Source organism: Streptomyces sp. NBC_01341, from assembly GCF_035946055.1.
Lineage (GTDB): Bacteria > Actinomycetota > Actinomycetes > Streptomycetales > Streptomycetaceae > Streptomyces.
In genome coordinates this window covers 6381503-6397637 of record NZ_CP108364.1, presented here as the reverse complement: position 1 = coordinate 6397637, position 16135 = coordinate 6381503, and the positions used below count along the sequence as shown (strand labels likewise).

Below are 16135 nucleotides of genomic sequence, written 5' to 3'. Positions count from 1 at the left end.
ACCACCTCACTATCGATGTCCTGCGGTACCCGGACTCATGACTCCGCCCGGGCGATCCTGATGGCGTCCAACCCCTCCGTTCTTCCCTCTGAACCATTCACTTTCCGTGCGTACTGCCGGCGGCCTTGACAGCACCACCTTCGCCGGCCAGCCCCGTCGCCCGTCCTGCAACAATCCTGGCTTGGAACCCCACCGCCGAACCTCCCGGCGCGCGCGCCCGCAGCCGACGCCTTCACCGAGGTACCGCTCACCGACTTCACCGCCGGGGTACTGCGACTGCACTTACAGGTACTGCTCGCGGTGGCCCCTGATCACTACGGGCCACCCGGTCCGGTCGCCAGCCCCGTCGCCGCCCTGCAACAAACCTGGCTTCGAAACTCCACCACCGCACCGTCCTGCACACGGCAACTTCACTGCCGATGCCCGCCAGTTCATCTCTGCCGGGCCCGATCGATCTCGCCTACGAGAAAAACCATAGCCACTCCACCAGCCAATGTCTACTCCCACCGACATAGATTTTCGCGTGCCCTGCAGGGAGATAGTCAGACTTGAGCCGAGAAGTCACATCGCTGCCCGCCGCGGGTGAGCGGACGGCCGCCGGAAGACATCGGCCGCCCGCTCACGTCCTCGGGGTGTTACGGCTTCGGCGTGGCGTGCGGGGTGCACGTCACGTCGTGCCGGTCGGTCTCCCCCGTGAGCAGGTAGGTCTCCACCCGCTCGTTGATGCAGGGGTTCACCAAGCCGGTCACACCGTGTGAGCCGGCGCCCTTCTCGGTGATGAGACGCGAGCCCTTGAAGCGCTTGTGCAGCTGGACGGCGCCCTCGTACGGGGTGGCGGCGTCACGCGTGGACTGCACGATCAGCACCGGGGGGAGCCCCTTGCCGGTACGGACCTCCAGCGGCCGCTGCTGCGTGGCCGACCAGGTGGCACAGGGCAGGTTCATCCAGGCGTTGGCCCAGGTCATGAACGGGTAGTCCTGGTGCAGTCGCGTGTTGTCGCGGTCCCACTTCTTCCAGCTGGTGGGCCACTTGGCGTCGGCACACTCGACCGCCGTGTACACGGCGTTGCCGTTCTCCGCGCTGATGTTGCCCGCGGTGTCCGACAGGTCGGGTGCCGCGGCGTCGATCAGTGCCTGGGTGTTGCCGCCCAGGTAGGCGCTCCAGACCCGCGCGGTGGGTGCCCACGCGGAGTCGTAGTACGGCGCACTCTGGAAGAAGCCGATGAGCTCGGCGGGTCCCACGACGCCGCCGATCGGGCTCTTCTTGGCAGCGGCACGCAGCGTCAGCCAGGCTTGCTCGACCTTGGCCGGCGTGTCCCCGATGTGGAAGGTGGCGTCGTTCTTGGCGACCCACGCCTTCCAGTCGTCCCAGCGCATCTGGAATGCGACGTCCTGGTTGAGGTTGGCCTCGTACCAGATGTTGTCCGTCGAAGGGTCGACGACGCTGTCCACGATCATGCGGCGCACGTGCGAGGGGAAGAGTGTGCCGTAGACCGCGCCCAGATAGGTGCCGTAGGAGACACCCAGGAAGTTGAGCTTCCGCTCACCGAGCGCGGCACGGATGACGTCCAGGTCACGCGCGGTGTTGGGAGTGGTCATGTGCGGCAGCATCCCGCCGCTGCGCTCGGCGCAGCCGTCGGCGTACTCGGCCGCCAGCTTGCGCTGTGCCCGCTTGTCGGCCTCGCTGTCGGGGACCGGGTCGGCCTTCGGGGCCTTCACGAACTCCTGCGGGTCGACGCAGGAGATCGGCGCCGAGTGGCCCACCCCGCGCGGGTCGAATCCCACGAAGTCGTACGACTTCGCGGTGTTCGTCCAGAGGGGGTTCTTGGTCACGATGCGCTTCGGGAACGCCATTCCGGAGCCGCCGGGGCCTCCGGGGTTGTAGACCAGGGCACCCTGCCGTTCGGCCTTCGTGCCGGTGCTGGTGTGCCGGTCGACAGCGAGCTTGATCTGCTTGCCGTCCGGCTTGCTGTAGTCGAGCGGAACGCTGACCCATCCGCACTGGATGGGGGCGGCTATCGCCCAGTCCGCCGGACAGTCCTTCCAGTCGATGCCGGCCCTTGCGGCCCGGGCAGCGGCTGTCTGCACACCGCGCGCCTCGCGGTCGCCGTGGTGGCGCCCGTCGGCACCGGCGGCCGGTGCGGCTATCGCGCCCGCTATGAGCGTGCCCGCGATCAGAGTGCCGGCCGAACCGAGCAGTGCTGTGCGTCTCAAAGTGGAACCTCCCCCTACGTGATGCGCCGCCGATGACGGCGCTGTTGTTCATGCGTCCGGCAGATCCTTTCGTCTGTGAGGTTGCCGAGAACAGGGCGTACACGTGTTTCTTTACCGAACCAATAACCGGTGCGCTCTGTCCCGCTGAGCGAACTCAGCCCTCCACAGGCGGCCTTGCCCCCTCCAGAAGCTCGCCCAGCGCCTCGTCCAGAAGTCCGCGCAGCAGCCGCGCGTCGGCGGCGAGAGCCGTCACCAGGACGGCGGGCCCTGCCAGAGGCACCAGTGAGGCGGTCGGCCCCAGCAGCCTGGGGGCGGGCTGGTCGTCGACGAAGGCCGGGTCGACCACCAGCAGTTGTCCCACGGCGCGGTGGCCCCCGAGGACGGCCGCCCCGTCCCATCCACCCGGGGCGCCGGGCCCGAACGTCAGCTGCTGGTCGAACAGGGGCCGTCCGCCCCTGCGCACCGTCAGCCGGGTGGAGAGCCGGCCGGTGGTCTCACCGTGGCGGCCCAGGATCTGCTCCTCGCGAAGTACCAGTCGGGCGGAGAGGGCGAGTTCGACACGGGTCGTCACGCCGAGCGCACTGCCCCGCGCCGAGATCAGCTGCTCGGGCAGCCAGCGCAGTTCCGCCCGCTCCCCCACGTCGAGCCGCACATCGTAGGAGGCGGGGATGTCGTCCGGGCCGGCGCCCGGCAGTGCCACGGTCGCGGCGGCGGAATCCACCGTCAGCCGCGCCCCGTCCCCGGCCCGTACCTCGATGGCGAGCCGGTCGCCGCCGAGGGGCGCGCTCATCGCCCCGATGACGGTGACGCGCGTGTGCGCGGCGTCCGGCGATCGGGTCCTGCGCAGGGCGAGCGGACCCTCGCTCTCGAGTACGGGGAGTGCCGTGCCGCCGCGCCCGTCGGCGACCGCGGCGATCCGGGCGGTGGCCGTGACGCTCATGCGGCCCAGGCCGCGAGCTGCGCCCGCACCCAGTCGGCGACGGGGGCAACACCGTCCTCGGCCTTCAGGGAGGTGAACACCACGGGCAGATCGCCGCGTTGTTCCGCGGCGTCGCCGGCCATCCGGTCCAGATCGGAACCCACGTAGGGGGCGAGGTCGGTCTTGTTGATGACGAGCAGGTCGGCGGTGGTGACCCCAGGGCCCCCCTTGCGTGGGATGTCGTCGCCGCCGGCGACGTCGATCACGAACACCTGCGCGTCGACGAGGCCTTTGGAGAAGGTGGCGGTCAGGTTGTCGCCGCCGGATTCCACCAGGATCAGATCGAGCGGGCCGACGGAGTCCTCCAGTTCCTCCACCGCCTCGAGGTTGGCGGAGATGTCGTCGCGGATCGCGGTGTGCGGGCAGGCGCCCGTCTCGACGGCCTGGATGCGCTCGGGCGGGAGTACGGCGTTCCGGAGGAGGAAGGCGGCGTCCTCCCGGGTGTAGATGTCGTTGGTGACAACGGCGATGGAAAGCCTGTCGCGCAGTGCGCGGCAGAGCGCTGCGACGGTCGCGGTCTTCCCGGAGCCCACCGGCCCGCCGAGGCCGATGCGCAGGGCCCGACGCGTGCCGTCGGGGCGTGCGGCGTCGGCACTGACGGCCGCGGGACCGTGGTGGGCGTGGTCGAGGTGCATGGTGCGGCTCCTGGTGGTGGCTTGCGGCGGGCATCGGTGGTTCACAGAGCGAGCGGTGGTTCAGGAAGCGAACAGGCGCACCGGCCAGGCCGCGTGGGACTCCGCGGAGATGTCGAGCATCGGGGCGGAGGCGGCGGGCAGCGCGTCGATGCCCTTGCGTGCCGCCTCGGCCGCCTGCTCCGCGACCCGGTCGAGTTCGGGTGCGAGGCGGGCGAGTACCGCGGCGGCCTCGAAGGGGTCGAGGGAGAGCAGCCGGACCACCGCGGTGGCGGGGCCGCTGACCGTCTCGTAGGCGGCGCAGTGGGCCGCGTCCTCGGGTCCGAGCCCGGCTGCCCGGGCCGTGAGGCCGAGGACGACCGGCTGGTGGGCCCCGCGGGGCAGGGCCGCGGCGAGCGCCGACAGTTCGGGGCTGGGCCAGGTGGCGCGGGCGGCCCGCATCAGCTGGCGGCCGAGCTTGCGTGCGACCGCGCGGAGGGCGGGTGATGGGGTCCGGGCGTCGGCGGCCTCGTCGAGCGCGAGCGGATCGAGGCCGTGGGCCGCGGCGGCGGCCAGAGCGGCGGAGGTGAGGCCGGTGGTGTGGAGCCTGCCCAGGCAGAAGCCGGCCAGGTCCCGGGCGTCGCGGATGTGTCCCGCCTTGACGGCCGGCTCGGCGCCACCGGAGTGGGCGTGGCCACCGGCGGGGAACCGGCCGTCGGCGAGGACGAGCAGTGCTGCGCGCGTCGTCATGAAGTGCCGCCTGCTGTCAGAAGAGGAAGTACCGCTGGGCCATGGGGAGTTCCGTTGCGGGAGCGGGTTCGACCGGCTCGCCGTCGATGGTGACGGCGAAGCTGTCGGAGTCGACGCGGACCTGTGGCAGTGCGTCGTTCTCCCTCATGTCAGCCTTGGTGACGCCTCGGGTGCTGGTGATCGGCACGAACCGCTTGCCGAGCCCCAGACGCTCCGGGAGTCCGTCCTCGACGGCCGCGGCGGAAACGAAGTTGAAGGAGTTGGCGGCGGGAGCCCTTCCCACGGCACCGAACATCGGCCGTGGCATGACCGGCTGCGGGGTCGGGATCGACGCGTTGGCATCACCCATTTGTGCGTACGCGATCTGGCCACCCTTGATGACGAGCTGCGGCTTCACCCCGAAGAAGGCCGGATCCCACAGCACGAGATCCGCGAGTTTCCCCGTCTCGACGGAACCGATCTCACGGTCCAGCCCTTGGGCGACGGCGGGGTTGATGGTGTATTTGGCGACATAGCGACGAGCCCGGTTGTTGTCGGCGGCGCCGTCGCCGGGCAGCGCTCCCCTCCGTCGCTTCATGACATGGGCGGTCTGCCAGGTCCGCAGGATCACTTCACCGATCCGGCCCATCGCCTGGGAGTCGGAGGAGATGATCGAGATGGCGCCGAGGTCGTGGAGGATGTCCTCCGCCGCGATGGTGGAGGGCCGAATGCGGGACTCGGCGAAGGCCAGATCCTCCGGCACGGTGGGATTGAGATGGTGACACACCATCAGCATGTCGAGGTGTTCCTCGATGGTGTTGACCGTGTGCGGCCGGGTCGGGTTGGTGGAACTGGGCAGGACGTAGGGCTCCGAGACCACGCTGATGATGTCGGGTGCGTGCCCGCCGCCGGCCCCCTCGGTGTGGTAGGCGTGGACGGACCGTCCCGCGATGGCCGCCAGGGTGTCGGCGACGAAGCCGGCCTCGTTCAGCGTGTCCGTGTGGATGGCGAGTTGCGCCCCCGTCTCCTCGCAGACGCCCAGGCACGCGTCGATGACGGCGGGGGTCGCGCCCCAGTCCTCGTGGATCTTGAATCCCAGTGCACCGGCGCGCAGTTGGGAGTGCATGGCGTCCCGGGACATCGTGTTGCCCTTGCCGAGCAGTCCGATGTTGACCGGGTATCCGTCAAGCGCCTCGAACATGCGGGCGAGATGCCAGGGGCCGGGAGTGATCGTCGTGGCCTTGGTGCCCTCGGCGGGGCCGGTACCCCCGCCGACGAGTGTCGTGATCCCGGAGGAGAGCGCCTGGTCGACCAGGGTCGGCGAGATGAAGTGCACGTGCGCGTCGATGGCACCCGCGGTGACGATCTTGCCGTTGCCCGCGATGATCTCGGTCTCGGGCCCGATGACCAGGTCCGGGTGGACGCCATCCATCGTGTCGGGATTGCCGGCCTTCCCGATACCGGTGATCCGGCCGTCGCGGATGCCGATGTCGGCCTTGACGACACCCCAGTGGTCGAGGACGACCGCACCGGTGATGACGGTGTCCGGCGCGCCTTCGGCGCGCGTGGTGCGCGCCTGGCCCATCGATTCGCGGATCACCTTGCCGCCGCCGAAGACGGCTTCGTCCCCGGCGCGCCCGGGGCCGCCGCACCTGTCCTCGTCGACGCGGACCACGAGATCGGTGTCGGCGAGCCGGATGCGGTCACCGGTGGTGGGGCCGAACAGGTCGGCGTACAGGGGGCGGCTGAGCTCAGGCATCGAGGGGGCCTCCGGTTTCGCCACGCAGTCCGGGGACGATGCGCAGGCCCGCGAGCGGGACGAGTTCGACGTCGACGGGGATGCCGGGTTCGAAGCGCACAGCGGTTCCGGCGGCGATGTTCAGCCGGAGTCCACGGGCCGCGCGGCGGTCGAACTCCAGGCCGCTGTTGGCCTCGGCGAAGTGATAGTGCGAGCCGACCTGGACGGGCCGGTCGGCGGCGTTGAGGACGGTGAGGCGGGTGACGGGACGCCCCTCGTTGAGCGGCACAGCGCCTTCCGCGTACAGGATCTCTCCGGGAATCATCGGCTGCTCCCCCGTCAGACGATCGGCTCGTGGACGGTGACGAGCTTGGTGCCGTCCGGGAAGGTGGCCTCGACCTGGACGTCGTGGATCATCTCCGGGATGCCCTCCATGACGTCGTCACGGGTGAGCACCTTCCTGCCGGAGGCCATGAGTTCGGCGACCGTCCGCCCGTCGCGGGCGCCTTCCAGGAGGTGCGAGGTGATCAGCGCGATCGCCTCGGGGTGATTGAGCCGCAGGCCGCGTGCCCTGCGCTTCTCTGCGACATCGGCCGCCACATGGATGAGCAGGCGTTCCTGTTCGTGCGGAGTCAGTTGCACGCTTCCACCCTCTTCGTCTTCCGCCCGGTACCTGCCCGGGCGCAGCGGGACCCTATCCGCCTTCAACACCCTGTTGAACGATGAAAGGGATTCCGGGTTCAGGTATTGCACGTTAGGGCGAAAGTTTTTCCGGCGCGTTAACTGATCTTTTGCGGACCCATGGACATCAGACCCCGCAAGCCGTTCTCCAGGACCTCGGGCTCGACCCCGCCGAACAGTGCTTCCTGCACCATGAATCCCTGGGCGGTGGCGATCATCGTGCGGGCGACGTCGTCGGGGGAGACGTCGGCGTGCATGATGCCGGCCGCACGATAGGCCTCCACCAGCGTCGCCCAGCCCACGCGCATGCCGGCGTAGCCGTCACCGAAGGCTTTGGACAGCCGCTCACTGCGCCGCCAGGAACGCGCGCAGCACTCTGCCCAGGAGCACGTCCGGGGTGGGCGGCGGGGTGACCTGGGCGGCGTCCGCGAAGGCGTGCCGGATGGCGCCGAACGCCTCGTCGGCGATGGCCGCGATGGGATCGTCCTTCCCCGCGAAGTAGCGGTAGACAGCCCCCGCCGACAGCCCGACCACCGCCGGGGGCTGCCACCGTGCTGCTCGTCCCTCTGATCGTCGCGCTCGCGCTCTGGGCCCTCGCGTGGCCCGCCGCCCGTATCGCGCCGCGCGACCTGCCCGTCGGCATAGCAGGTGCGGCGCCGGCCGTCGATCAGCTGCAGGAGCGGTTCGAGCGGGAGGAAGGAGCCTTCGAGATCCACCGGTACGAGGACGAGACCGCGGCCCGCACCGCGATCGAGAACCGGGTCGTATACGGGGCGGTCGTGGTCACCGCCCAGGGCCCGCGGCTGCTCACCGCCTCGGCCGCGAGCCCGGTCGTCTCGCAGTTGCCGACCGGGGCGGTGGCGGCATCCGCACCCGGCGGGGCCGGAGAACGGATTGCCCAGCAGCACCATCAGCAGTGCCCTCAGGCCGATGCCAGGGGTGCCCAGCAGGGCGGCGAACCCCGCCACCGTCGAGCCGATCGCCACCACGGTGAGCCCGACGACGCCCGCCTCCGCCCACCAGTCGCCGGTGATCACGCCGAGCCAGCTGTCGGCCATGGCGGTCGCCACGAGCGGGAGGGTGCTCGCGCCGAGCGCGCTGCCGCGGGGGTCGGTGTCCGGCGCGGCGACGACATCGGTGACCGGCATGCCGGCGTGACCAGCGCCCCCGAACTGCTCCCCGCACCTGTCGGCACCCTCGGCCAGTGGCTGCCACCCGGCGCGGGCGGCTCACTGCTGAGGTCGGCCGCCTTCTTCGACGGTCACGCGGCGGGCGGACCGGCGCTGACTCTCGCCCTCTGGGCCGTTCTCGGTTTGACCGCCGTACTGGTGGGCGGGCGCAGGCACCGCGACGACCCGGCACCGCATACCGAGGCCGCCGACCGCACGCCCGAGCCCGCGCTCACCTGAACAACCTGCACGCCGCGCCACGTCGCGTCCTCCCCGCCCGAGCGGCGGAGGGCGCGGCTTTCCCTTTCGGCCGCGCGGGTGCCCCGGTCACTCGTCCCGCTCGCGGCCGCGGGGCTCCGCGACGATCCCGAATCGGCGCCGTCCGCCCTCGCCCGAAGTCAAGGACCTCGCCGTGACTACGGTCTGCCTCAGGCAAGCAAGTTCCGGTGCTGCCGGCGGCGGGCGGCCCCGGCCTCCGACATGCGCTGCCCGGCACCCGGGTAGCCATTGAGCAACCCGCTCCGGAGGAGCCGGGCGGGGACAGCCTTCGGATCCCGGGATCCAGGCACGCGAGCCGCCATCGAACGGGACACCATTCCCTTCCCGACAGCCGGCCGCCCTGGCATTCGGGCTGGTGGACCACGTCATGGAGAACCGCATGCCGTCCCGGCCGCCGCACCCCGCGAGGTGAACCAGCGATGCTCCCACCCCAGTTCCCGCCGCTGCCCGCACTGACCCGCGCCGAGGCCGAGTTCATCGACTGCTACCTCGAGGCGCTCGACCAACTCGGCCGTATCAATCCCGCTCGCGACGGCGATACCTACGGGGCCCTGAGGGCGGCACAGGCGCTCGCCTCCCGGGCGGTCGCCCTGCGCGACGCGCTCACGCTGATGCACGAGCGGGGTGAGTCCCGGATCCACGCGGAGACGCCGGCCAGGGCGCTGCGACTGCTGGACGGGGAGCGGCGGGCCGGGCGGGTAGGCGTACCGCCCGAGCCGTCCGGCTGAGCACCACGGCGCTCGACTCCCCCGGCTTGCGGCTCCCCTTCGGTGCCCTTCCCGACACGCCCGACGAGCCGATGAGTTTTCCTCGCTCGTTCGGCGTAGAAGATCCCCCGCCCGAGGGACAGCCCAACTTGCGCAAGCAGCGCGGACAAGGAACGGAATCAGTCGTTCCACCGCTGGTACGGGGCTGGTCCGGCCCGGCCGCAGGGTCCCCGGATCCGCCCCGTCCACCCGAACGGATCAGTGGTGACGACTCTCACATATCGCGGATTCAGTGAGGAAATCCGCCAGTGCGTGCGTAAAGATCCCCTGGACGACAAGCCCCCGCCGCCGCGGCGGGGCGGTCCGGGCGGACGCCGAGTCCTGCCGCTGTCCGGATGCCTGGTCGACAGAAGTGGATCGGCAGGAGTGGAGGACCCGAGCACAACGGGCCGCCCGGACATCCGGACGACCCTCGGGGTGAAGCCGCCTTGTGCGGCCGGGCAACTTCGCCAGCCCGAACCCGACAGGTCATCCTTCACAGGCGGCTGACGAAGGGTTGCGCATGACTGCGCAGGTTCATGTCCCGTCTCTGTTCGCCCGGGTCAGTACGGCCTCGGTTCTCACATTCGCTGTAAGCACCACGATGCTGGCTCCCGGCTTCGTCGACGACGCCGAGGCCGCCAGCCATTCGGCGAGGGCTCTCGACATCGCCGCCTCCAAGAAGGGCGCGCCCTACAGATACGGCGCCACGGGTCCGCACCGGTTCGACTGCTCCGGGCTGACGCTCTACTCGTATCGGAAGGCGGGCAAGAAACTACCCCGCACGGCGCAACAGCAGTACAACAAGACCCGCCATATCTCCAGGTCGCAGCGGAAACGCGGCGACCTGGTCTTCTTTCACGCGGGGCGCGGTGTCTACCACGTCGGGATCTACGCCGGAAGCGGCCGGATCTGGCACTCGCCGAAGACCGGGGCACTGGTGCGGCTGGAGAAGATCTGGTCGAACAGCGTCTGGTACGGGAGGGTCCGCTGACACCTGCGTCCGCCCGGTGCCGACCCCCGCGCGCGCCGGCGCCGCTTCCCACCTGGATCAGTGCAGCAGGGGCCCGGCCACCAGCACGAGTCCCAGCGCGGTGAGCGCCGCGCCGCTGCCGCCCTCGATGTCGCGGGTGGTACGCGGCCGGCGCAGCCACCTGCCGAGACGTTCCTCGTGCCGGGCCACGGCCGGGAACCGGACGAGCGCGAGCAGGACGACCACCAGGGCGAGCAACTGCGTCCTCGGCAGGGAAGCCTGCCGCCGGGCACGAACGTGGGCAGCATGCTCAGGAAGAGTGCGGCCGTCTTCGGAGTCAGACGTTGGTCAGGGATCTCACGCCGGGTTCCCCCGGACGGCCTCGGTGGCGCACCGGGTCAGGAGAACACCGCGGCTGCCACCACCCTGCCGACGCCGCTGCGGAGCGGTTCCGGCAGGACCGGCATGCCGTGAGCCGATGTCAGGCCTGCGCCGGAACAGCCCAGGGAAGGGCGATCAACACGGTCTTGCCCCCGTCGGGGGTGGGGATGACGCTGAGTCTCCCCCCGCACTCCTTGGCGAGGGACCGGATGATCACCATGCCCCGGCCGTTGTCCTGGCGGACCGCCGCGGGCAGCTTCTGCGGCCAACGGGGGTGGCTGTCCGTCACGCCCAGACAAAGCTCCTCGTCCCGGTCGAGCCGGAGGTCGACGGTGAACGTGGGTGACAGGCCAAAGGTGTGCTGGACGGCGTTGGTGGTCAGTTCCGAGACGATCAGCCTGACCGCCTCGGCCAGGTCGCTGCCCTCGGCCAGGCCCCACTCGGTGAGTACCCGCGCGACATAGCGGCGGGCCGCGGACACCGAGACCGGGTCGCTCGGCAAGGTGACGGTTGCTTCCTGATGGTCTGCCATGGCGTCGTCGTCCCTTCCCGCCCCGACCGGTCCGCGACCGGTCCGGATTGTGGTTCGCGCCAGACTGCCATCCCCCGAGCCGTCCGTAACCGCGATCCACCAAGATATGCATATATCTGTCGCCCATTCCGGTGAACCATGCCCCGCGAGCACTGACCGGGCGCCACACTGGCCACTTTCCGAGCCGCCCCTGAAGGGGTCGGCTCTCCGTACAACGGAGGGAGGCCACCGTGCGCAACGGCCCGGTCGTACGCCGTCGCAAACTCGGCGAAGAGCTGCGCGGTCTGCGTCACACATCCGGACTCACGAGCCGGGAAGCCGCCGGAATGCTGGGCTGGCACCAGTCGAAGGTGAGCCGGATCGAGACAGGTGCGAGCGGGGTGTCCCCCGATGACGTGACACGGTTACTGGATGCCTACGGGGTCGGCGACGGGCAGTTGCGCGCCCTGCTCCAGACGCTCGCCGGATCGGCCGGCGGCGGCGGAAGCGGCTGGTGGCACGCCTATCGTGGTCTCATTCCGCCGCAGTACCGCGACTTCATCAGTCTCGAGTCACAGGCCGACGCCGCGCGCACGCTCGAGACGTCGGTGGTGCCGGGGCTCCTGCAGACCGCCGACTACGCGCGGGCCGTGACCCGCTCCACTCTGGACGGCCTGCCCCCCTCGGCGCTCGACTCCCTGGTGGAGGTCCGACTCGCCCGGCAGAGCGTCCTGCACACGTCCGGACCACTGCGGCTCAGCGTGGTGCTCGACGAGGCGGTTCTCAGGCGCCAGGTCGGGGGCGCCCGGGTGATGGAGGAACAACTGAGCCACCTACTGTGGGCCGCCGAACTGCCCCATGTGACACTGCAGTTGCTGCCGTTCGAGGCGGGAGGGTATGTCGGCCTCACCGGCCCCTTCGTCATCTTCTCCTTTCCGAGCACTTCTGATCTGGATGTGGTCGTTCTTGACCACTTGACGAGTAGTCTCTATCTGGAGCGGAGAGAAGACCTCGAGGCGTACAGCTCGGCCTTCCGCACGATGCAGGCCCACGCGCTGTCGCCGGAGCGTTCGCTGGACCTCATCGCCGCGCTGATCAGCGGCGGTCAGGCGGAACCTTCAGACTGCCCGAGGGGGGCACGATGTCCGACCGTCCCGCACAGCTCTCACAGCCCGCACCCGAATGGCGGCGCAGCAGCCGCAGCACGGGGATGAACAACTGCGTGGAAGCCGCACTGATCGCCCCCGGCAGGCTCGCCGTCCGGGATTCCAAGGACACGGACCTGCCGCACCTGAGCCTCTCGGGCGCGGCGTGGACGACCTTCGTGGCCTGCCTGTGCGGCCGCCGGGTCCCCGGGGGCCGCGTCGGAAACCTCAGCTGACCTGCGGGGGCGCCGATCCGACGATCGTGGCCACCGCGAACTCGATCTGCGCCGCCGTCAGGTCGGCGCGGGCCGTGAGCCGGAGGCGCGAGATGCCGTCCGGCACGGAAGGAGGCCGGAAGCACCCCACCGCGAGCCCCGCGGCACGGCAGTCGGCGGCCCAGCGCACCGCCGACTCCGGCGACGGCGCGCGGACCGAGACGACGGCTGCGTCCGGGCGTACCGCGGTGAGCCCGGCGGCGGTCAGCAGGCCGTACAGTTCGGCGGCCACCCCCCTCGCCCTTCCGGCACGCTCCGGCTCCCGGCGCAGCAGTCCCAGGGCGCCGGACGCCGCGCCGGCCGCTGCCGGGGCGAGGCCCGTGTCGAAGATGAACGTCCGGGCGGAGTTGACCAGATGGGCGATGACCCCGGCCGGCCCGAGCACGGCCCCACCCTGGCTCCCCAGTGACTTCGAGAGGGTGAGCGTGGCGACGATCCCTTCCCCGCCCGCGAGGCCTGCGGCGGCGAGGGCGCCGCGCCCACCGTCCCCCAGCACCCCGAGGCCGTGCGCGTCGTCCACCAGGAGGGCTGCGCCCGTGTCCCTGCAGGCATCGGCGAGCGGCGCCAGCGGGGCCGCGTCGCCGTCCACCGAGAAGACGGAGTCGGTCACCGCCACAGCCCGTCCGGTGTGCGTCAGGAGTGCCTTGCGCGCGGCCTCGGGGTCCGCGTGCGGCACGACCGCCGTTGCCGCCCGGGAGAGCCGGCAGCCGTCGACGATCGAGGCGTGGTTGCCCGCGTCGGACACGATCAGCGAGTCGTGCCCGGTGAGCGCGGTCAGGGCGGCGAGATTGGCGGCGTAGCCGGAGGAGAAGACCAGGGCGGCCTCGAATCCGCAGAACTCGGCGAGTTCGCGTTCGAGCCGGGCGTGCAGCGTGGTCGTTCCTGTGACCAGCCGCGAACCGGTGGCACCCGCACCCCACTCACGCGCGGCCTCGGCAGCGGCGGACGTGACCTCGGGATGCCTGGTCAGCCCCAGGTAGTCGTTGCTCGCGAGGTCCAGCAGATCCGTCCGGGAGGCGCGGGGGCGCAGGGTCCGGACGAGTCCGGCGTCGGTACGGCGGCGGGCCTCGTCATCGATCCAGTCGAACGGGGCGTAGGACATGAGCGGGTCCCTTTGTAGGCAGTTCACAGACCCTAGCCCGGGGCGCAACAGGCCAGGGTGTGGCAATACACACAGCATCGTCCGCCGGTCCTGTCCGGTTCCTCCTTGGCCGGAGGCGGTGTCGTACGCCAGGATCGACGCCATGGACCTGCTGAACACGCTGGTGGACAAGGGGCTGCGGCGCGAACTGCCGACCCGTGACGAAGCACTCGCCGTACTGGCGACCTCCGACGACGAACTGCTCGACGTGGTGGCCGCGGCCGGAAAGGTGCGCCGCCAGTGGTTCGGCAGGCGCGTCAAGCTCAACTATCTGGTCAACCTGAAGTCGGGGCTCTGCCCCGAGGACTGCTCCTACTGCTCACAGCGTCTCGGTTCCAAGGCCGAGATCCTCAAGTACACCTGGATCAAGCCGGACGAGGCCGAGAAGGCCGCCGCCGCGGGCGTGGCCGGCGGCGCGAAACGCGTCTGTCTGGTGGCGAGCGGCCGGGGGCCGACCGACCGGGACGTCGACCGGGTGTCGAAGACGATCGAGGCGATCAAGGGGCAGCACGGGGACGTGGAGGTGTGCGCCTGCCTCGGTCTGCTGTCCGAGGGACAGGCGGAGCGCCTCAAGTCCGCGGGCGCGGACGCGTACAACCACAACCTCAACACGTCCGAGGCGACGTACGGGGACATCACGACCACCCACACGTACGCCGACCGGGTGGAGACCGTGCAGCAGGCCCAGGCCGCCGGCCTCTCGGCGTGCTCCGGGCTGATCGCCGGCATGGGCGAGACCGACGCCGATCTCGTCGACGTCGTCTTCTCGCTCCGTGAGCTGGATCCCGACTCCGTGCCGGTCAACTTCCTGATCCCCATGGAGGGGACCCCGCTCGCGAAGGACTGGCACCTCACTCCTCAGCGGTGCCTGCGCATCCTCGCGATGGTCAGGTTCGTGTGCCCGGACGTCGAGGTGCGGCTGGCAGGCGGTCGCGAGGTACACCTGCGCTCGATGCAGCCGCTCGCCCTGAACCTCGTCAACTCCATTTTCCTGGGCGACTATCTGACCAGCGAGGGTCAGGCGGGCCAGACCGACCTGGACATGATCGCGGACGCCGGCTTCGAGGTCGAGGGCGCGGAGACGAAGACGCTCCCCGAGCACCGGGCGGAGCCTTCCGGGGGCTGCGGTTCGCACGAGGGCGGCTGCGCTCCCTGCGGCGACGCCCCTCGGACAGTTCCGGAGCCGTCCGAGGCGCAGGCGGCGCGTACGGATCTGGTGGCGGTGCGCCGTCGCGGTGCCGGAACGGATCTCGCGCCCAATGCCTGACCGCTTCACCCCCGCCGAACTCCGCGCCCTGGACCGGGCCCACGTCTGGCACCCCTACGGACCGATGCCCGGCCGCCAGGAGCCCCTGATCGTGGAGTCCGCGTCCGGGGTTCGGCTGCGGCTCGCCGAATCCGTGCACGGCCGGAGCGAGTTGGTCGACGGCATGTCGTCCTGGTGGTCGGCGGTGCACGGCTACAACCATCCGGTGCTCAACGACGCGGCCCGGAGCCAGCTGGACCGGATGAGTCATGTGATGTTCGGCGGGCTCACGCACGAGCCCGCCGTCCGGCTGGCGGCCCGGCTGGTGGAGATCACCCCGGAGCCGCTGCAGCACGTCTTCCTCGCCGACTCAGGCTCGGTATCGGTCGAGGTCGCGGTGAAGATGTGCCTGCAGTACTGGCGCTCGGCCGGCCGGCCGGCCAAGCACCGGCTGCTGACCTGGCGCGGTGGGTACCACGGGGACACCTGGCAGCCGATGTCGGTGTGCGACCCCGAGGGCGGGATGCACGACCTCTGGTCGGGCGCGCTCCCCCGGCAGGTCTTCGCCGACGCACCGCCCGACGGCTTCGGGGCGGCGCCGGACGAGGCGTACGCACGTCACCTGAACGACCTGATCGCCGCCCACCGCGACGAACTGGCCGCGGTGATCGTGGAGCCGGTGGTCCAGGGAGCGGGCGGGATGCGCTTCCACTCGCCGGCTTATCTGCGGGTGCTGCGCGAGGCGTGCGACGCCAACGACGTGCTTCTGGTGTTCGACGAGATCGCGACCGGTTTCGGGCGGACGGGAGAACTCTTCGCGGCCGGACACGCGGGGGTCTCACCGGACGTCATGTGCGTCGGCAAGGCGCTGACCGGTGGCTATCTGACGCTGGCGGCGACCCTGTGCACCACGCGCGTGGCGGAGGGCATTTCCCGCGGGGAGGTGCCCGTGCTGGCCCATGGGCCCACGTTCATGGGCAATCCGCTCGCCGCGGCCGTGGCGTGCGCGTCCGTCGACCTCCTGCTGGGTCAGGACTGGCAGGTGGAGGTGAAGCGGATCGGTGCGGGGCTCCGGAACGGTCTCGCGGAAGCCGCGGAGGTGCCGGGCGTGCGTGACGTCCGGGTACTGGGGGCCATCGGCGTCGTACAGCTCGATCATGAGGTCGACATGGCGGCCGCGACACGGGCCGCGGTCCGCGAGGGTGTGTGGCTGCGGCCGTTCCGCGACCTCGTGTACACGATGCCGCCCTACGTGACCGGCGACGACGACGTGGCGAGGATCAGCCGGGCCGTGTGCGCGGCGGCGAGAGAGGGCTGA

General features: G+C 70.8%; 17 protein-coding genes, 2 pseudogenes and 1 riboswitch. Of the genes and pseudogenes, 8 read left to right on the top strand and 11 right to left on the bottom strand.

Going from position 1 to position 16135, the window contains the following annotated elements; genetic code table 11:
• Positions 1-635: 635 nt before the first annotated feature.
• The 8 genes and pseudogenes from OG206_RS28225 to OG206_RS28190 form a co-directional block, all read right to left on the bottom strand.
• Entirely contained in the window at positions 636-2213 is a 1578-nt protein-coding gene (locus OG206_RS28225) for an alpha/beta hydrolase (protein ID WP_327120976.1), read from the bottom strand.
• 154 nt (positions 2214-2367) lie between these two features.
• A complete protein-coding gene (locus OG206_RS28220; RefSeq protein WP_327120975.1) occupies positions 2368-3153 on the bottom strand; it encodes an urease accessory protein UreD in 786 nt (261 codons plus the stop codon).
• On the bottom strand, positions 3150-3827 hold the full coding sequence (gene ureG / locus OG206_RS28215; protein WP_327120973.1) for an urease accessory protein UreG: 678 nt from the start codon (positions 3825-3827) through the stop codon (positions 3150-3152). Before ureG ends, OG206_RS28220 begins: the two co-directional genes overlap by 4 nt.
• A gap of 60 nt (positions 3828-3887) precedes the next feature.
• Positions 3888-4553: an urease accessory protein UreF gene (locus OG206_RS28210; protein WP_327120971.1), complete on the bottom strand. Its 666-nt coding sequence runs from the start codon at positions 4551-4553 to the stop codon at positions 3888-3890.
• Positions 4554-4569: 16 nt separating this feature from the next.
• Positions 4570-6291, bottom strand: coding sequence for an urease subunit alpha (locus tag OG206_RS28205; RefSeq protein ID WP_327120969.1), 1722 nt, complete (start codon positions 6289-6291; stop codon positions 4570-4572).
• Positions 6284-6595, bottom strand: a complete 312-nt coding sequence (locus OG206_RS28200; protein WP_327120967.1) for an urease subunit beta — start codon at positions 6593-6595, stop codon at positions 6284-6286. Before OG206_RS28200 ends, OG206_RS28205 begins: the two co-directional genes overlap by 8 nt.
• Before the next feature lie 14 nt (positions 6596-6609).
• Complete coding sequence (locus tag OG206_RS28195; RefSeq protein WP_014157609.1) at positions 6610-6912, bottom strand: urease subunit gamma; 303 nt, start codon at positions 6910-6912, stop codon at positions 6610-6612.
• A 137-nt stretch (positions 6913-7049) separates the two neighbouring features.
• Positions 7050-7482 (bottom strand): annotated as a pseudogene (locus OG206_RS28190) (TetR/AcrR family transcriptional regulator); the annotation flags it as partial.
• 20 nt (positions 7483-7502) lie between these two features.
• Here OG206_RS28190 and OG206_RS28185 point away from each other — a divergent pair.
• The 3 genes from OG206_RS28185 to OG206_RS28175 all read left to right on the top strand — a co-directional run bounded on the left by OG206_RS28185 (position 7503) and on the right by OG206_RS28175 (position 10139).
• Entirely contained in the window at positions 7503-8360 is an 858-nt protein-coding gene (locus OG206_RS28185) for an ABC transporter permease (protein ID WP_327120962.1), read from the top strand.
• A gap of 458 nt (positions 8361-8818) precedes the next feature.
• Positions 8819-9127 carry a hypothetical protein gene (locus OG206_RS28180; protein ID WP_327120960.1) on the top strand — a complete coding sequence of 103 codons (309 nt, stop codon included), beginning with the start codon at positions 8819-8821 and terminating at the stop codon, positions 9125-9127.
• Positions 9128-9492: 365 nt separating this feature from the next.
• A riboswitch (cyclic di-AMP (ydaO/yuaA leader) is annotated at positions 9493-9665 on the top strand.
• 3 nt (positions 9666-9668) lie between these two features.
• Entirely contained in the window at positions 9669-10139 is a 471-nt protein-coding gene (locus OG206_RS28175; RefSeq protein ID WP_327120958.1) for a C40 family peptidase, read from the top strand.
• Positions 10140-10196: 57 nt separating this feature from the next.
• Here the strand turns inward: OG206_RS28175 and OG206_RS28170 are convergent.
• Positions 10197-10459: pseudogene (locus OG206_RS28170) on the bottom strand (LysE family translocator); the annotation flags it as partial.
• Between OG206_RS28170 and OG206_RS28165 the strand changes: the two are divergent.
• Positions 10425-10592 carry a hypothetical protein gene (locus tag OG206_RS28165; RefSeq protein ID WP_327120956.1) on the top strand — a complete coding sequence of 56 codons (168 nt, stop codon included), beginning with the start codon at positions 10425-10427 and terminating at the stop codon, positions 10590-10592. The pseudogene OG206_RS28170 and the gene OG206_RS28165 overlap by 35 nt on opposite strands.
• Positions 10593-10599: 7 nt before the next feature.
• On the opposite strand, the gene OG206_RS28160 is transcribed toward OG206_RS28165, so the two are convergent.
• A complete protein-coding gene (locus OG206_RS28160) occupies positions 10600-11031 on the bottom strand; it encodes an ATP-binding protein (RefSeq protein WP_327120954.1) in 432 nt (143 codons plus the stop codon).
• A gap of 230 nt (positions 11032-11261) precedes the next feature.
• Between OG206_RS28160 and OG206_RS28155 the strand changes: the two genes are divergently transcribed.
• Complete coding sequence (locus OG206_RS28155) at positions 11262-12224, top strand: helix-turn-helix domain-containing protein (RefSeq protein ID WP_327120952.1); 963 nt, start codon at positions 11262-11264, stop codon at positions 12222-12224.
• Entirely contained in the window at positions 12152-12391 is a 240-nt protein-coding gene (locus tag OG206_RS28150; RefSeq protein ID WP_327120950.1) for a DUF397 domain-containing protein, read from the top strand. The genes OG206_RS28155 and OG206_RS28150 overlap by 73 nt, the downstream gene beginning before the upstream one ends.
• Here the strand turns inward: OG206_RS28150 and OG206_RS28145 are convergent.
• Positions 12384-13532 (bottom strand): 8-amino-7-oxononanoate synthase, encoded by a 1149-nt coding sequence (locus tag OG206_RS28145; RefSeq protein WP_327120948.1) that lies wholly within the window; start codon positions 13530-13532, stop codon positions 12384-12386. The two genes, OG206_RS28150 and OG206_RS28145, sit on opposite strands and share 8 nt — an antisense overlap.
• A 142-nt stretch (positions 13533-13674) precedes the next feature.
• Between OG206_RS28145 and bioB the strand changes: the two genes are divergently transcribed.
• Positions 13675-14838: a biotin synthase BioB gene (gene bioB / locus OG206_RS28140; protein ID WP_327120946.1), complete on the top strand. Its 1164-nt coding sequence runs from the start codon at positions 13675-13677 to the stop codon at positions 14836-14838.
• Entirely contained in the window at positions 14831-16135 is a 1305-nt protein-coding gene (locus tag OG206_RS28135; protein ID WP_327120944.1) for an adenosylmethionine--8-amino-7-oxononanoate transaminase, read from the top strand. The genes bioB and OG206_RS28135 overlap by 8 nt, the downstream gene beginning before the upstream one ends.

Excerpts from the sequence above, each read along its gene's own strand:
- OG206_RS28220 (WP_327120975.1), bottom strand. The coding sequence starts at position 3,153 with ATGAGCGTCACGGCCACCGCCCGGATCGCCGCGGTCGCCGACGGGCGC.
- ureG (WP_327120973.1), bottom strand. The coding sequence starts at position 3,827 with ATGCACCTCGACCACGCCCACCACGGTCCCGCGGCCGTCAGTGCCGAC.
- OG206_RS28210 (WP_327120971.1), bottom strand. The coding sequence starts at position 4,553 with ATGACGACGCGCGCAGCACTGCTCGTCCTCGCCGACGGCCGGTTCCCC.
- OG206_RS28205 (WP_327120969.1), bottom strand. The coding sequence starts at position 6,291 with ATGCCTGAGCTCAGCCGCCCCCTGTACGCCGACCTGTTCGGCCCCACC.
- OG206_RS28200 (WP_327120967.1), bottom strand. The coding sequence starts at position 6,595 with ATGATTCCCGGAGAGATCCTGTACGCGGAAGGCGCTGTGCCGCTCAAC.
- OG206_RS28180 (WP_327120960.1), top strand. The coding sequence starts at position 8,819 with ATGCTCCCACCCCAGTTCCCGCCGCTGCCCGCACTGACCCGCGCCGAG.
- OG206_RS28175 (WP_327120958.1), top strand. The coding sequence starts at position 9,669 with ATGACTGCGCAGGTTCATGTCCCGTCTCTGTTCGCCCGGGTCAGTACG.
- OG206_RS28165 (WP_327120956.1), top strand. The coding sequence starts at position 10,425 with ATGCTCAGGAAGAGTGCGGCCGTCTTCGGAGTCAGACGTTGGTCAGGG.
- OG206_RS28160 (WP_327120954.1), bottom strand. The coding sequence starts at position 11,031 with ATGGCAGACCATCAGGAAGCAACCGTCACCTTGCCGAGCGACCCGGTC.
- OG206_RS28150 (WP_327120950.1), top strand. The coding sequence starts at position 12,152 with ATGTCCGACCGTCCCGCACAGCTCTCACAGCCCGCACCCGAATGGCGG.
- OG206_RS28145 (WP_327120948.1), bottom strand. The coding sequence starts at position 13,532 with ATGTCCTACGCCCCGTTCGACTGGATCGATGACGAGGCCCGCCGCCGT.
- bioB (WP_327120946.1), top strand. The coding sequence starts at position 13,675 with ATGGACCTGCTGAACACGCTGGTGGACAAGGGGCTGCGGCGCGAACTG.
- OG206_RS28135 (WP_327120944.1), top strand. The coding sequence starts at position 14,831 with ATGCCTGACCGCTTCACCCCCGCCGAACTCCGCGCCCTGGACCGGGCC.